The following is a 15,244-nucleotide window of genomic DNA, read 5'->3' as shown; positions in this document are numbered from 1 at the left end:
TATAAAAATAAAGGTTGAAATTTATAGACCGATTTCTAGTTTTGTTATTTACCATTACTTTCTTTAACTAATGATGTACGAATTAGTTTCCTATTTAATGTTTTTTTCTTGAGTACAATGATTAAAAAACAAAATAACAAACTGAGTGCAAAAACGATACTACCTAATAATAGAGATTGAATAAACCAGTGATGATACATCGAACTCGTGGGTATGGTTACAGGTTGTATCGATGTTTTCCAATCTGCTGGAATAGAAGATCCACTAAATATATGCAAGACCAAATAAATCGCACAAGTTAATGCACCCAATAACAAAGAAGTTAGTATATAGAACGAATATTTTTTAGATAGAGTCAATGTATTGCTCCTTATGCGATTAGCTTATTTTTTTTTCTTTCTTTTGAATTCCGCTGGCCCTACATTCATTTTAAAACTACCATCTTCATAGAGTAGCGGACTTTTTTCTACTCCTGCTTTAGAGTATTCTTCTATCTGAATAATGCTCATTTCATTGGGAGCAGTAAAATCAATTTTCGCAATGGCTACCCAATAAGCAAACATATTGTTTTCATATAAAGGTGATGTGATAATTTGCCCCTGATGGTTATCTACAACAGCTTTAGCTTTCATCGACTTAAAACTACCCACTCCATTACTTATCGCACTGTAAGCAGCAATGAGAACGTAATGCAGTTCTTCTGGTCGATGAATAACGATCGTTTCTTTTCCATTGGCTCCGGCATCGCCATCTAAAGAAATATAAGGTGACTCTGTAGCCGATCCTAGATTTTGATAATAGATTTTCCCCATTTCTCCTTGTTTAGTTACGTAAAAACAATAGAGATCTAAATCTTTTTTACTATCCCACTCCAAGGTGGCTGTCACTTTTGTTGATTTTACGATATTGATAGATTGCTTCTTTTGTAGATCCAAGATCATTGGTGCAATAGGCGCTTGTATAGGAGTTACAGGTTTTTCTGCTTCTGATTCAAGTGATAAGCCAAAGCTTTGTACTAAAGCCGATAAACCACCTGTATAGCCACTACTAATAGCGTTAAACTTCCACTCGTTCTGGTGCATATACAATTCACCTACAACGATAGCCGTTTCCTGATTTAAACCTTCACCGAAAGGAAATACAGCATATTCTTCTTTTTCGTTCAAATAGATACGACACTCTGCATTTTTTACGTTTGCAAAAGATTGTCCTAACGCTTCTCCCTCATGGATGGTTAACGTAATAGCAATTTTAGCAATGTCTTTAGGCAATGATGAAAATGTGATATCTATACTTTCTCGATCATCATGACGTTTTTCTACATGAGATACGGCTTGATTGCGACTTAAAGGTTGGTTGTAAAAGATCATATCCTCATCTGCATTACAGCGACCTTGCTGATCTAATAAAAAGGCAGATACATTAATATCTAGTGTAGGATCGTTACTTTCCCAACGTAATCCTACAGCAACTTTCGCTACACTATTTCCTTTAGTAACATCAATTTTTTGACCTTTACTAATAATCATGTTGTACACTCCTTTAAAATCTAATTGGACTACTTTTGAAATGATGATGGAAGCTTGATATTGGTAAAATATAAAGCAGCTTGAAGCAAAATGGAAGAGAGTAAAATTTTTGCAGAGATATCCGGATTTATAATTAGTGTAGCTCCAAATAAAATAATTTGGATCAACGTTGATTTTGATAAGTTTGGTAGTTGAGCGTCTACTATTTCTGAAATTAAGGTTACAGTGATTTTTCGATCACTGCATTCGGATTCAATGGATTCGAGATATAGTTGAACTTCGGCAGGAATTTCAATATGTAGCTTATTTGCTGAATGCATTAAGTTACCTGCTAAAAGTACATATGTAAACCATTTGAACGTACTTATTAATGTATCTTGTGACATTGTTTTTAAATATAGGATGCGATCTTCCTGCTTTGCTTGAAGCAGACCAGCCACCGTAGTAGGAACTACAGTGATCAATTTAGTAGATCTATCGATTATTGTTCGCATGATATTTAATTTACTCATTAGGTTAACCCCTTTAGTGGATAGTATATTGTATTACGATTGACTAATTAACAATTTTAAGGCTGGTTAGTTCGTTTTTATTTCCTTGAATTTGTACATACTGACCGATTTCTAAATCTTTTCCCCATGAATAAGGTAATTTTATAGTTTGTGCATTGACTACAATATAGTAATTAACCATGCCTTTGTTGAGCGTCTTATTTTCATATTCTTTACTAATTGAAGTAACATTCCCATTCACATCATATTTGGAAGCTTCGAATTCTACATTTTCATTGTAGAAAAAAAGAAAAATAGTAGTAATAAGGGTAAGTCCCATTATTGAAATAAGGGTATAAGTAAGAATTTTTTTATAGTTCACTGCATGTGATGGCTTTTGAGGTACGTGGTTGTGAGATGTAGGGCTGATCATTATTAACGGTCTCCTTAGACATAGCTTTTTGATTTGTTTTGTTCAGATCGATTGGAGCTGTTATGTTGAGCACTTTTGTAATAGAAGAATATAAAATCTACTGCTTCACCTTACCCTGTCCAAATGGTACTCCGTTCTAGATTTTTTAGCTTTACTGAATCACGATTTTTTGAATATTATGGTTTCCTTCTATATAAGAAAAAGTAACAAATTGATTTTCTTTAAATATGGTTGTGTATCCATCTATCGTATACATGTTGCCACCAACCATAATGGTTTGCTTAATTTCATCAGAAAACAGTCCCGGCTCGATCGTTTGAGAGACAGATTCAATTGTTCCAGATAATTGAATAGTTGTGTTTGTAGGAATGAGATTTTGATGATCTAAAATAAGTAAGATGCAAACACATATACAACAAAGAATTACTAGCAGGATAGAAGCTCTTCGTAATTGGGCGATTGATTCAAAGGTTTTGTTGAACATTTTTAGCATCCTTTCAAGTCTATATTTCCAGTAGCTTTTTTTTGAGAATCTATATCATGTCATTCTATAGATTTACTTTCTTGAATTTGAATTTCCCTTATATTGTTAGTTCCTTCTATATAAGAAAAAGTGACCCATTGATTCTTTTTAAATGTGGTTGTGTAGCCATTTAACGTATATTTATTGCCACCCACCGTAATTGTTTGCATGATAACATCTGAAAATAGTCCTGGCTTGATCGTTTGAGATACGGATTCAATCGTTCCCACGGTTTGCACAACGATTTTTTTGTTCTCAGTGCTTTGTGGATTAATCGGTTTTGTCAGATGTAAAAGTCCTATAAAAAAAAGAAGTATGACTATAATGATTGCAAGAGCTGCATACTCGTTATTTTTAATTCTCATGAATAACTTCCTCTCAAATCTTATTGATGCAGATTATAGTGCTAATGATGAAATAATTTATCTAGAGCAAGCTGAAATAACGAATGTTCCATCATCGAATATTCTTTGCTGCTAGGGCTAGGTAAAAATGTAAGCCATTCCTGCATGAAAAGGGATACAGCTGGCAGTTGATTCAGGTAAGCGATCGGATGTTGTTCGTTAAAATAGATAAGTACAATCCCTACGAAAACAAAAGTCATACATAGAATAGGCAGTATCCTTATATATGATTTTAATTTTACATGGAAGGATTTAATATTCTTTTGCTTCATGAGGCATCCAATCTGGGAGGCTTCGTTCACATATAGTATTCGAACGTCCCAATCCTATTTCTAACTGACCTTCATTCCTATGGGACTCACACCATACGTCGTTCATTTTTTGATAGCTCCTTTAATGTGGACGATAAACAACCATAAGCATATCTTTTAAATCCAAAAAAAATTGAATGTAGAGTATAAGATACTGGTCTAATTTGCCTGTCGCATAAGGAAGTGCTATGAACCAGAGAGATAGCATAAATAAAAGTACACCAATACCTATAAAAAATTGTTTTATCCATTCTAATAATCCTTTTATGCTTTTCATACCGGTACTCCTCATCTTGCATTTGATTTCATAGTGCAGCTGAATGAACAGTTTTGATCAATGTATCAAAGTAGTTCATCCGATCCTCCCAATAAGAGTAGACACGTTCTAAGCTTTTAAGAGAAGCAGGATAATTATCTATATCTTTAACAAGAGTGATTTGCTTTAAAGCAGCTTCAACAGAAATCAACCAATTTTGAAACCATTCGCTACCATGTATACGATGCTTACAGCCTATCAACGCGTAAGATTTTAATGGAGCAATATCGGTTATGACTGGCTCACCGGTCTGATACCAACCCATGATGCCCCCTTTTTCGATCCCTGTGTTCATGTATGCCAAGCGAACAGCCATTTGCTCAGCTAGAGTCAACTGATTGAGAGTGTATTTACGCGGATCTAATGGTGCGATATGACTTTGATGAGGTTGACTTTCATTTTGCTTTAACTCATATCGTTTTAAGCGATCGCTGGCTTGTCGTAAGATAATCTCATGAGTCGATTGATAGTGATAATTAAGTACTTTATGATCATTTAGTTCTATAAAAATGCCGATAGCTGGATAGACGCTTTCAATAATAGCTTCTTGGATTTCAAGATAAAGCTCAAAATCGCTATGATGCACATTGGCATAGAAAAGAATAATTTTGGCTTTAGGATGTTCTACAGCCATGCATAACTCTTCGATAGATTGGTATATGTGGTGTTCAAAAACGGGTACATCGCTCATAGCGGTAAGATCGTCTTTTAATAATTGAAGATCATGCATGTTATCGCCCTGAATAAGTACGATTCTTCCTTCATTCAAGCAGGATTGAATATGATGCAGTTCCTTTTCTTTAAAATTCCAATGTTGCATTTCGATCATCCTTTATTTTTTATTAATGGACGACTACAGAGTAGACCAGATGAGCAATCATAGGCAGAACCAGAAGTAGAATCAATGCCATCGTAAAATGGCGAAGTCTTATACGATACCACGGATGTTTGTTTCCTTTTAAAGACCGTTGGTAAACAATAGCAGTACCGATGAAAGCAATGATCGCTATAGAATACATGGTGATAGGTGTAAATAAGAATACAACTGAAGAAGAAATAAGATTACCTATCCCTTGTACAAGAACCGTAAAGAATTGCTCGGTGCCTTTACTATTTGTGATAAACGTAAAAAACTCTACAAATGAAAATGAAGGAAACCATTCTTCTCGACGGGTTGCTAATTGTTGTAGCAGTTCAGGTTTCACGGTGCGAACAGATTCTATAACTGGAAAGAGATACATAAGTACTAAAACAAACTGACTCCATTTAGCGTGAGGTCGATTGCTTTGGGTATGCATGATAGGGTTCATAGGCGCTCCTTTAGACAATGACTCTATTTTGTTGATGGTAGAGTTGAAGTAGTAGCTCATTTAGTTGGTGAATAGCCGGAGATTCATTAATATAGAATTCGGAGTCCTTATAAATTTGTTGTTGGACGATTCTTACATCGTTTTGCAATGAAGATTCAACGTGAAAACTCCAGGCATAAGGAGTCATGGGATCAGCAACTCCAAAAAAATTTATAACTTCTAGGTGCAGTTTAGAATAATCTACTGAAAGCCTGATCTGCGCTCCATCGATACCAATTTTTGTACTGTTTACAGGAGTAGTAGTGTTTACTAGCTTTTGGATGGCATCATAGACCTCTTTAAATAGCTGCTCTTCTTGTAGTGTGAGACCAATTTTAAAGTATGATGTTTCTTGATCCATCTGCTTTACTTTATTAAATACGAATTGCCAATCTAGCATGATCTTAAGTCCTCCAGTTTCTTATGAAGCTTGAGGTATCCCCATTGGTGTATATATATAAATCCTGAGCTAAGTAATTCTTCTTTCGATTCTTTACCTTGTTCAAAATCTTCTAGTGGATACATTTCTCCAATATAATTCGAGTGTTCTTCTGTTATAGCTGTTATAACGATAATATCTGTAGGTTCAAAAACGATAAATAGACCGGACTGCTGAATTTTATGGATAAAGTATTCACAAAGTGAAAACAAGCAGGATAAGGATTCGTTAGTTGGCATCGTTTCTAAACGTGTTTGAATAACTTCTGATATACGTTGCAATGACAGTAACCAGACGTGCGGGTCAGGCTTCAATAAAAGCATGATGGTATTCCCTCCTTCAATTTGCATAAACACGAAAAAAAGCACCCCTACTGCCTGTTGGACAGTAAGGGTGCTTCCCTCTAATTCATTATTCATTTAAAACAAGTTTACATTAAATCAAGAAGTTCTTCAATAAAGAATTCTAGGGCCAAAGGTTTTATTTTAGACGATTGAATACACTTCTGGAACGTTCCAGTAGATCGTTAGGAATTTCAGCGTATCCGGAAGTGGTCGATGTATGTTCCGGCAATTCTTTGTATTTATCCTGAACGACTATTTCATGGAGTATCCATATTGATCCTGATCGGCGTAATAACTTGGCATCCTCATAACATGTAAGCTTGCCTCGTGTAATATCACGTCTTATAGTTCCTGATCTTAAATCATATTTCTTTTCTGCTTCTGGAATTGTCATAACTCCTCTTAAAACTTTTTTGCAGGGCATACAAATCGTATATGTTCCGTAAAAAGTGGGTCTACCGGCTTCTTTAATCCAACTGCCACAATGAGAACAACGATACGGTAAGAGACCTCCATCTATACGCTCTAGTTTCCCTTCTAGATCTTTAATTTGCGCTTTATGACTATAGTCTTGCATGTAAGAATCCGGTAGCTTGTAATTCAAGTCAGCCATTATAACAAGTTGCTGTTTTAGCAGAGCCAATCGCTTCTCAATGTCTTCAATCCATGATTGATCTAGGGCTTCTCTAGTTCTACCCTTTTTATAATATAAGTCATACACAACATCATGAATAAGCCAGCACTTCTCTGATTGTCGAATGAGATGATCTTTGATTAGAGGGTGAAGTGCTCCTGTTATATCTTGATTCAGTGTATTTTTCTGAAGTTCATGAACCATTTCAAATTCAGTCGTTCCGCGAACCAAGCTTATGGTGTCAATGCACTTGGAGCAGATATTAAAGCTTTTCTTCTTCCCTAACTTAGTTGGTACTTCTTCGTAAGCTAAAAATTGATCGCATAAGTGGCAGGACGTTTTAGATGGAATTATGCTTAATCGCTCTTTACGAAGTGAAAAATTACGTATTTCAGCCTCTACGCTAAAGGCTTGATACGAAGCATCAGGCAATTCATGGAAATGCTCTATGATCGCTTCATGTGCTTTATGTAGTTGATCTAACTTTTGATCATAATCATCAAATATATTCATAGTATTCTCCCTGATACGTTTTGTAATTAAATATAATGGTAACATATCAGATTGTATTTTACATTAGTTATAGAAAAACAGGTTAGATCTATACATATAGACCTAACCTGTTTTTTAATTTGCGTTATATAATTTAATATTATTCATTGAATATGGGGAATCTTTCGCAACATGCTTGAATAATGGAGCCTTTCCCCATTTTGAAGTGACTGTGAAATTTTGTGCAGGACTACCTGGACTTGGAGTACCCGTCACCACAGCACTATGAGTTTTTGTATAGTCTGGATGATCAAAGTATACTCTCGTTCCTATACTTGCACTTACTGGACTAAAAACGACTGCATAAGAACCATCTTTCATATAAGGTGAAGGATCTTCGATCCAGTATGGATTGGTAGTTAGCCTAGAGTAAAAAGCATACGAGTGACAATTGTAATTCACGGTAGCATTAGAAACAAATTGTGCATTAGGATAAGAGCTTAAAAAGGTTCTTTTTAATTCATTTTTTTCTGCTGTAGTAAAATCAGGTGAATATTTGTGCGCCGTTACTGAACTTCCTTTAGGTGTTTTAACTGTATGAACGGTAGCACTGCTTCCTGGTACTGCACTTGCTTGAAGACTTTGAGAACTACTAATTTGTTTATCCGACAACAACATATCAATAGTTCGTGGTTGCAAAGCATTTTCTGTCGTTAAACTTCTCATTTGAAGTCGTTCGTTCAGCTTTTGCTCTGCATCCTCTCTTGTTTGTAGCTCTCTAAAAGCGTCTGATTGTTCTGCTAGAACACTTAATCCAGCTTCAGTCGAATCAAATGCATAGATATCAGTAAGCAATGGATAGGTAAGTACTGCCTCTACTACTTCGTCAGTTGTCATTTTACTCAGTACATCAGCAGGTATTCTAGTGGCATCTACTTTTTCTTGTTTACTTGTAAAGTTAGCCCACTCTTTATCAGCAGGTGTGATTTTGTAAATAGCTTCTTGTTGAATGTTAGTTACCTGTGAAACTGTTTGATCCTCTGCTTGTACTGAAGACATACCCAATGTTAGAGATAAAAACAAAGCAGTAGGTACAATAAGAGCGATAAATTTCTTCATAAAAAAACCCCTTTTATTTTATTTTGGTAACGCTTACTTTTTGATACACCTCCACTACCTTAATTGAGTAAAATATTACATATTATGTAACAGTAATATTTTGTCTTGTAGTCTACCATATAATAAAATAATTATCAATAAATACAGTAAATGTAAACAGCGTTTATGTGCAAAGAAAAAAGCTGAAGATCACTCCAATGATGGCGATCTTCAGCTTTCGTATAACTTACTATTTGTTTTAACGTGTCGCAGGTATTTGACCTACCGATACTATTTTAATAATACTATTGGTCGAGTTTTGATTAGATCGACCATACAGATCCCAAAATGCATTGATCCCTTCGCGTTCATTAAGCGCAGTAGAGAAATATTCTATCTCTCCAAACAAAGAAAATATAATTCGTGTCAAACTTGCAGTTGTATTCATACGGTCATCTCCCTAATTTAAGATACTCAGTTTTTCTGATTTTTGACTATACAGGAGTGCATCATTCATATTTCTAAATACAAACGACCATGTTTCCCAATCATCTGATAATTCTTTAATTTGATTTTTATTCCCAGTACTCATATTCACCAAACATAACGGATAATCAGAATACGATGGGCTAACTGCTAATCGATAAGGAATGATTTCTGGTCTTAACGATGTGTGATTGACCAGGTAAAATACATCTCCTAGATCTTTGTCTAGTACAGCAGTAGTTTGAGAAGCTTCAATCCATTTTATTAAAGGATAGATGGCTTGATAATGAGCCGTCTGTGCTTCTAAGAGTTGACCAGATTGCATTTTAATTCTAAATAAGTAGCAACTTGGATCTGCATTTTCTATCGAAAAACTATCAATAATACCTGTTTCTTCGCGTTTTAATGTACGAATGTGTTCGTTGCAGTAGACAGTACCGTGATAAGTATTATCTTTGAGCTGCTTAAGTGGAAATGAAACTGATTTAAAAGACAATTCTTGTAACATAAATACTTTGATTTTTTCATAATGCACTGCACAATTTAACATAATGTTCTCCTTATAATATGATTTTAAAAGTAGACGATCCTCCTTATATATCTTTTTAAGCACAAAAAAAATGCGCTTCTCAAATTATCAGCCTGATGTCATAAAGAAAAGACATGTGGATTGATCACTTGAGAAGTGCATTTTAAAAGAGAATTCTCTTAGCGCTTGCTTAGAGGGTATGAAATTTGTTGTAGAATATTACTATAATATCATCGCAAACATATATACACAAATTATTTAATCGATTATATTATAGATAAATGAATTGAATACAACTCACAGTGGAAGCACCACGTATGGCTTATTTAGCTATACGTGGTGCTTTTTTTATTTTAGGAGGATGAAAATGGATCTAAAAAAATGGTTTAACATGTTGTTTATAACGAAAAAGGATGTAATCAATGAACAGATTAGTACTCCTTCTACGCTTAACCCAGCACCTGACACCATTGAGTTTAATAAAGAATTCAAGTGTAATCTGAATCGTATCGATATTCCTTTCTCATCTAATCATCCGTCCGTATTGGGCAAAAATAATGCAGATCGTATCGAAGCCTTTATCGAGGACTCCTTTAGAGCAGAATACTTTACGCACGTAAAAGAAAGAGTCATGAAGCATCATCCGTACATAGATGATATCCAGTACGATTGGCTTCTTTTAGAGTTAAAACGTTTTTTTTTCATGAGTGCTCTATTTAAGTCGACACCCATGTATAGTCCACTGGTTGATATCCTATGGCATGAAATGTTGATGTTTACAGCAGATTACCAGCAGTTTTGTGATTCATTCTGTGGTCATTTTATCCATCATCGTCCTAATGTTACCCGGAAGAATGAAGAAATCAGTTCAGAAGATCGTGCTTTTTTTGATTTTGTTTATAGTCTTTTATTTAAAGTGGATCAAGAGAATCAAATACACTTGAGAGCGTTCCATCGGTATTCACTTAGTGAGGAAGTTCTATTAGACTTTTCTAATTCGCTGGACTCGTATTTATTAAAAGCCTATTTTAATGTCGCTACAAATGACCAATTTGCTAGTATACAAGAGTTATTGATCCTTCTAATTAAACAATCCATATTGAAGAGTCAATCTTCAGTAAATAACTATCCTGGTATGAATAAAGCGATGCGGAATTCATTAAATATGTTAGCGTCAGTAGGGTTTATAACTCCTGAATCTTCACCACTTCATCATTCAAGACTTTTAGAATCCCAATTACAAGAAAAAACGGAAATATGGAATAATCTTGTTGGAAATTCCCGTACTGTTAGTGTTTCCAAGTCTAACGGATCTAAAAGTTCTAATGGTTCAAAAGATTCAAGCGATGATGGAAATCCTAGTAGTTCGTGTAGTGGAAGTTCTTGTAGCAGTAGTTCTTGTAGCAGTAGTTCTTGTAGCAGTAGTTCGTGCAGTTCTTGTGGAAGCTAATTGAATCAATGTCCTAAAGAGTAAGTTATTAGAAAGGAATACCCTATGATGAAATACGTATTAACTGATAATACTAGAGTGTATAAAGGCATAACATTACATCAAATCAAAGCTCTTAAAGATATACTTACTCCTACTATGATAGTTAAAGCAGGCGATTTAGGAGGTTGGGTTGAGCATACAGGCAATCTTAGTCAGAAGGGTAACAGCTGGCTGCATCCCAATGCTTCAGCTTACCAGCAGGCTAGAGTGTTTGATAATGCGCAACTTTTAGATTTTGGTTCTGCCTATGGTAATGCTCATGTGTTTGGAAACGCAATGGTTCAAAATCATGCCTGCATTTATGATCATGCGAAAATTAGTGATCAAGCAATCGCGGGGGACTATTCTTCTATAGGAGGCTATTCTACTGTTTCCGGGTCATCTACTGTGATGGGCTATTCAGTAATATTAGACCACGCTCGCGTCTTAGATCATGCTTGTATCACACATTATGCTAAAATACGTGGCTATGCAGAAATTGGTGGGTATGCTTGCATAGGAGGTCATGCCAATATAAGCGAGTATTGCACTATTCATGGTTCTGCTGTTGTTTTAGATTATGTTGAGTGTTACGGAAATACTTTGATTCATGAGAATGCATCTATCGGTGGATATGTTAAAATTTATGGTCAAGCAGAAGTTCGGGGTTCTGTTCAAATTGGTGGAGACGTGCATGTTTACGATTATGCAGTTATTGAAGGTAATGTGAAACTCAACGGATCTGTACGTATTAGCCTCCATGCTAATATCTCTGGTGAAGCTATGCTTTCAGGTATGGTCAATATTCAGTCTTCAGGTAGTTATATGGTTTTAGGACCCCTGTTAGGGAATCATTATCTAACTACTTACCGTGGATTAAAAGACAGATTTGTAGAAATGCCAGGCTATCTCGGTACACTTGAAGAATTTTCTTTGAAGGTACGTAACGGATTATTGGATCAATCAATGTTGCCGTATGTTTCCATGTTAGAGCTTTTAGATCATGGTCAGAAATTAGCAGGATGAAGAAAAAGCCGTTTACTTGTGATGTGGATTATACATCATGAGTAAACGGCTTTTTAAGTTTTCTATCAAATCAGAATAATTCAGAAGACAAATTTCCAGATTGCTTTAATGACTTCTCCTACCAGATCTATAAGATCAAAGAATTGAAAGTCTGTATTCTCTTCCTTGCTGGTACTTCGTTGTCTATCATAACTTATATTCTCAACACTACTATAGTGAATACCTTTTAAGATGTAACTACCTTTCATCCAATCTACTGTACGGTGAACGTCAACTGATAGAGGCCCATCTTTCCATAGAATATTTATATTGGAAAGTATATGATTTTTATCTACATTCACTGTAAATGTAGTAGCAGGAAATTCGTTTTTTAAAATCTCTTTTAGATGTTCAGCAGTTTGATATGCAGTTTGATAGATCATACGTTCTCCTTCATGATACAGTGTTTTCAGCCATTCTTGAATTAATGAATTCGCACACTTCTTGACTTGTTCCATTAAAAATAAATTTCGAGTAGCCATCTGTAACTATGGATACTATATGATAATTTGGTACTTCTAGTGTAGAGATAACGCACATGTCCCCATACTGAGCCACTTTATCTATACTGGCTATTTCATTAAGTTTGACGGCTTCATTAAATTGCACATGCCAATGTTGATCGGCAGCTATCATTCTAAATTGCATAAGTCTAATCTGCTCTATAGAATCCAATAAATCCATTTGAAAGAATCCTTGTTTAGGTTGTTGGATTAATTCAACAATAGGATTATGGATTAAATGTAATGACTCTGAGATGACGGTCATTTTCATTTGTTCAATGACCTCTTCCAAAGTATGACCTTTCGCGTAAAAGTGAAGTGTTCCAGATAACACAGGGCAAGTAGCAATTTTACCTTCTTCTGTCTTACTCCACGTTAGATTAATTGCCCATAAATCGGATGAAGTATTTTCAATACTCATTGTTCTAACCACTTTCATATCTTCTTTGTTAATAGTCATAGGATATTCCTCCATTTTATATAATTATTTGATTCCATCACTAAGTACAAATTCTTGAATAAGCCGTCTTTCAGCAGATCTTAGAAAAGTACTTCTGAATTCACCAAACCACTCCGTATCAATCTTCTCGTCAACTAGTCGATTATGAATAATTGCTTTTCTTTCTGGACTTAAATTTCGTTCATACGTTATATACAAAGAGTTGTTATATTCTTGGTTTTCCCAAACAAAGTCTTTTTCTAACCACTCTATTGCTTGGGTTACATGTTCTTTCATTACACCATCATCCCAAGTAACAGATAAGGTAAGTGCATATGCATTTGCTCTTACTGAAAATTTTGTAGCAGGAAACCTTTTCTTCAAAATACCTCTTGCGATCTTAGCTACTATAGCTGGAGTAGAACATAATTTCATTTTAAATCTCTCCTCACATTATAATTAGACGCAAAAATGCATCTCTCAAAAAATCAATAGCACTCAACTTAAAATAAAAGTTAAGCAGATTGATCATCCTTGAGAGATGCATTTTGAAAAAGTTAATCCAGCGCTTGCCAGATTCTTTAATAATATAATTCAATTTATGTAATTGAGTATATCATATAGTTATTTCTGGTAAAAGAGCTTATCTAAATTTTAGATTTACGTTGAGGGTACTTTTAAAACGATTCAAGTAGTATAATCTTTGCTGATTAAGCTTAGATAACTCTATTTCATCTTTATAGTAACTATTTTCAATAAGGCTATCTATTATAACTTGAGATTCAAACTCTTTAAAGGATAAGATCAGGTTTCCGATAAACGGATCAGCAATCAACTGATTCCAAGTATCTTCGAGTATTTTAATTTCTATATCGTTTGTAACTTCTTGTTTTGCAAATACCTCATCTTTATACGCAATAATACTCATCGATACCCAACTGAGCCAAAAGCGATACTCTTCCAGGGATGTAATGGTATATGTAGCATTTAAATAGCTGTTGTAAGTTGGTGTAAATACATGTTGTGTCTTCTGAAAGTATCCGTTTCTTGTCGGGTTTAAATTGATCATTGTCTTCCTCCTGTAATTATAAATATAAAAAAGCACACAAATAGCTTATAGCTAAATGCGTGCTTCGCATGATTATTATGATGTTGAATTACTTGTACTCTTTCATGAGCAGTATGGCATCCACATCTTCTTGACGAACAGCTAAGTCAAATAAGGTTTGATGGCTGGAGACATTCTGACAGGGGTCTGCTCCTATTTCCAGTAGTCTTTTAAGTAGATCATAACGTTTACAATACATAGCAGGCATCATAAGATATGAGATCCAAGACACCCTACTTTTATTATCGACTAAATCCAAAAAATAATTAATATACTCAAAGGGCTGATTGTCCATAATCATTTTTGCAAATAATTCATATACATTTTTACTATTCTCTGTAATAGCAGAACTACCTAACAAAATAGATAAGGAACTATGGTTATGGAAAAGGTATGCTATTTTTAAAGGATCGTAAGGAGTATAGTCTGTAATAATATTATGGTCTAATAGTTTATACAACGATACATTATCGCTGGCTATTATAGCAATCTGTAATATTGATAGATTGTAACAGCGAGAATATAACAAATCACTCCAGCCTTTAAAGTGGTTAGGATTACAATCAGACAAATAGAGAATCAGTTGGCTCTTCAAAGCATCTTGATATATTTGTTCTATTCGACTCTTTATCAAACTCAAATTAGTACTAGGAAATGAACTATTTAAACTAACTGTATGTTTGTTACCATACAAGTATCCTGCATCTATCAACTCATTAACAATTGTCATCAATTCTAATTCTGTAGCTGAAGAATACTTCAGAACGCTTTTAATAGAAATTTGCAGGTTACTATAGGTGCTAATAAAAGTAATAAGCCCTTTCGCTGCGTAAGAAATGTCTGGATCATCCATTAAACTGTTTAGTGTATCGTCTTGCGTTAATTTAAATGCAAATAGAGTTTTAGAGAAATCGATCACTAGATCATATTTATGCGAATCCTTATTGTACGTTATAAATTTGTTACTCATTAATTTTCGAAGCGATATACTTATGTCGAATGCCGTATCTACATGACTACTGTAGATATCCTTTTTTGAAGACTTTCCAGTAAGCAGATATATAAAAATTCCTTTTTCTATCCAACTTATACTGGTCGATTTTAAAATATAGTGTTCGATCCAATCAACTAAAAACTCTTTCTGGGTTTGATCTGCATATGAGTTCCACATAACAATATAAAAAATTCCCCCGCTCAAACGTACAAATATTTATGTATAATTCTATAACTAGAATAATAATCCAATAAATAGTACTTTTCTCAAATACATCTTAATAGAT

At 34.5% G+C, this 15,244-nt stretch carries 23 protein-coding genes; 2 read left to right on the top strand and 21 right to left on the bottom strand.

Going from position 1 to position 15,244, the window contains the following annotated elements:
- Window positions 1-44 precede the first annotated feature (44 nt).
- The 16 genes from PaeCFBP13512_RS22085 to PaeCFBP13512_RS22010 form a co-directional block, all read right to left on the bottom strand.
- Entirely contained in the window at window positions 45-359 is a 315-nt protein-coding gene (locus tag PaeCFBP13512_RS22085) for a hypothetical protein (RefSeq protein WP_137226017.1), read from the bottom strand.
- 24 nt (window positions 360-383) lie between these two features.
- Entirely contained in the window at window positions 384-1,529 is a 1,146-nt protein-coding gene (locus PaeCFBP13512_RS22080; protein WP_137226015.1) for a TerD family protein, read from the bottom strand.
- 29 nt (window positions 1,530-1,558) lie between these two features.
- A complete protein-coding gene (locus tag PaeCFBP13512_RS22075; RefSeq protein ID WP_069329804.1) occupies window positions 1,559-2,041 on the bottom strand; it encodes a hypothetical protein in 483 nt (160 codons plus the stop codon).
- A 43-nt stretch (window positions 2,042-2,084) separates the two neighbouring features.
- Window positions 2,085-2,453, bottom strand: a complete 369-nt coding sequence (locus PaeCFBP13512_RS22070; protein WP_069329805.1) for a hypothetical protein — start codon at window positions 2,451-2,453, stop codon at window positions 2,085-2,087.
- Between the two features lie 151 nt (window positions 2,454-2,604).
- Window positions 2,605-2,937: a hypothetical protein gene (locus tag PaeCFBP13512_RS22065; protein WP_069329806.1), complete on the bottom strand. Its 333-nt coding sequence runs from the start codon at window positions 2,935-2,937 to the stop codon at window positions 2,605-2,607.
- A 59-nt stretch (window positions 2,938-2,996) separates the two neighbouring features.
- A complete protein-coding gene (locus PaeCFBP13512_RS22060; protein WP_069329807.1) occupies window positions 2,997-3,341 on the bottom strand; it encodes a hypothetical protein in 345 nt (114 codons plus the stop codon).
- A gap of 41 nt (window positions 3,342-3,382) precedes the next feature.
- The gene (locus PaeCFBP13512_RS22055) at window positions 3,383-3,580 is read right to left on the bottom strand and encodes a hypothetical protein (RefSeq protein ID WP_069329808.1); all 198 of its coding nucleotides are present in this window, start codon (window positions 3,578-3,580) and stop codon (window positions 3,383-3,385) included.
- A gap of 193 nt (window positions 3,581-3,773) precedes the next feature.
- Window positions 3,774-3,968, bottom strand: coding sequence for a hypothetical protein (locus PaeCFBP13512_RS22050; protein ID WP_137226013.1), 195 nt, complete (start codon window positions 3,966-3,968; stop codon window positions 3,774-3,776).
- Window positions 3,969-3,996: 28 nt separating this feature from the next.
- On the bottom strand, window positions 3,997-4,827 hold the full coding sequence (locus PaeCFBP13512_RS22045; RefSeq protein ID WP_069329810.1) for a hypothetical protein: 831 nt from the start codon (window positions 4,825-4,827) through the stop codon (window positions 3,997-3,999).
- 22 nt (window positions 4,828-4,849) lie between these two features.
- Window positions 4,850-5,317, bottom strand: coding sequence for a hypothetical protein (locus tag PaeCFBP13512_RS22040; RefSeq protein ID WP_069329811.1), 468 nt, complete (start codon window positions 5,315-5,317; stop codon window positions 4,850-4,852).
- A 10-nt stretch (window positions 5,318-5,327) separates the two neighbouring features.
- The gene (locus PaeCFBP13512_RS22035; protein ID WP_137226011.1) at window positions 5,328-5,756 is read right to left on the bottom strand and encodes a hypothetical protein; all 429 of its coding nucleotides are present in this window, start codon (window positions 5,754-5,756) and stop codon (window positions 5,328-5,330) included.
- Window positions 5,750-6,214 (bottom strand): hypothetical protein, encoded by a 465-nt coding sequence (locus PaeCFBP13512_RS22030; protein ID WP_137226009.1) that lies wholly within the window; start codon window positions 6,212-6,214, stop codon window positions 5,750-5,752. Before PaeCFBP13512_RS22030 ends, PaeCFBP13512_RS22035 begins: the two co-directional genes overlap by 7 nt.
- 61 nt (window positions 6,215-6,275) lie before the next feature.
- Window positions 6,276-7,286, bottom strand: coding sequence for a hypothetical protein (locus PaeCFBP13512_RS22025; protein WP_137226007.1), 1,011 nt, complete (start codon window positions 7,284-7,286; stop codon window positions 6,276-6,278).
- Window positions 7,287-7,400: 114 nt separating this feature from the next.
- Window positions 7,401-8,384: a hypothetical protein gene (locus PaeCFBP13512_RS22020; protein WP_069329814.1), complete on the bottom strand. Its 984-nt coding sequence runs from the start codon at window positions 8,382-8,384 to the stop codon at window positions 7,401-7,403.
- Between the two features lie 238 nt (window positions 8,385-8,622).
- Entirely contained in the window at window positions 8,623-8,811 is a 189-nt protein-coding gene (locus tag PaeCFBP13512_RS22015; RefSeq protein ID WP_069329288.1) for a hypothetical protein, read from the bottom strand.
- 12 nt (window positions 8,812-8,823) lie between these two features.
- Window positions 8,824-9,399 carry a hypothetical protein gene (locus PaeCFBP13512_RS22010; protein ID WP_069329287.1) on the bottom strand — a complete coding sequence of 192 codons (576 nt, stop codon included), beginning with the start codon at window positions 9,397-9,399 and terminating at the stop codon, window positions 8,824-8,826.
- A gap of 346 nt (window positions 9,400-9,745) precedes the next feature.
- Here PaeCFBP13512_RS22010 and PaeCFBP13512_RS22005 point away from each other — a divergent pair, with 346 nt between their 5' ends.
- Both PaeCFBP13512_RS22005 and PaeCFBP13512_RS22000 read left to right on the top strand, forming a co-directional pair.
- The gene (locus tag PaeCFBP13512_RS22005) at window positions 9,746-10,828 is read left to right on the top strand and encodes a hypothetical protein (RefSeq protein ID WP_137226005.1); all 1,083 of its coding nucleotides are present in this window, start codon (window positions 9,746-9,748) and stop codon (window positions 10,826-10,828) included.
- A gap of 48 nt (window positions 10,829-10,876) precedes the next feature.
- The gene (locus tag PaeCFBP13512_RS22000; protein ID WP_137226003.1) at window positions 10,877-11,875 is read left to right on the top strand and encodes a hypothetical protein; all 999 of its coding nucleotides are present in this window, start codon (window positions 10,877-10,879) and stop codon (window positions 11,873-11,875) included.
- A gap of 80 nt (window positions 11,876-11,955) precedes the next feature.
- Here the strand turns inward: PaeCFBP13512_RS22000 and PaeCFBP13512_RS21995 are convergent, their stop codons facing one another.
- The 5 genes from PaeCFBP13512_RS21995 to PaeCFBP13512_RS21975 all read right to left on the bottom strand — a co-directional run bounded on the left by PaeCFBP13512_RS21995 (window position 11,956) and on the right by PaeCFBP13512_RS21975 (window position 14,817).
- Window positions 11,956-12,297 carry an LPD29 domain-containing protein gene (locus tag PaeCFBP13512_RS21995; RefSeq protein ID WP_137226001.1) on the bottom strand — a complete coding sequence of 114 codons (342 nt, stop codon included), beginning with the start codon at window positions 12,295-12,297 and terminating at the stop codon, window positions 11,956-11,958.
- A gap of 10 nt (window positions 12,298-12,307) precedes the next feature.
- Complete coding sequence (locus PaeCFBP13512_RS21990) at window positions 12,308-12,877, bottom strand: hypothetical protein (RefSeq protein ID WP_137225999.1); 570 nt, start codon at window positions 12,875-12,877, stop codon at window positions 12,308-12,310.
- Window positions 12,878-12,901: 24 nt separating this feature from the next.
- Window positions 12,902-13,291 carry an LPD29 domain-containing protein gene (locus PaeCFBP13512_RS21985; protein ID WP_137225996.1) on the bottom strand — a complete coding sequence of 130 codons (390 nt, stop codon included), beginning with the start codon at window positions 13,289-13,291 and terminating at the stop codon, window positions 12,902-12,904.
- A 208-nt stretch (window positions 13,292-13,499) separates the two neighbouring features.
- The gene (locus PaeCFBP13512_RS21980) at window positions 13,500-13,925 is read right to left on the bottom strand and encodes a hypothetical protein (protein ID WP_069329282.1); all 426 of its coding nucleotides are present in this window, start codon (window positions 13,923-13,925) and stop codon (window positions 13,500-13,502) included.
- A gap of 88 nt (window positions 13,926-14,013) precedes the next feature.
- Complete coding sequence (locus PaeCFBP13512_RS21975; RefSeq protein WP_161594339.1) at window positions 14,014-14,817, bottom strand: hypothetical protein; 804 nt, start codon at window positions 14,815-14,817, stop codon at window positions 14,014-14,016.
- Between the last annotated feature and the right edge of the window lie 427 nt (window positions 14,818-15,244).

It is taken from the genome of Paenibacillus sp. CFBP13512 (assembly GCF_005233705.1).
GTDB lineage: Bacteria > Bacillota > Bacilli > Paenibacillales > Paenibacillaceae > Saccharibacillus > Saccharibacillus nuruki.
This window is presented reverse-complemented; position numbering and strand designations above follow the sequence as displayed.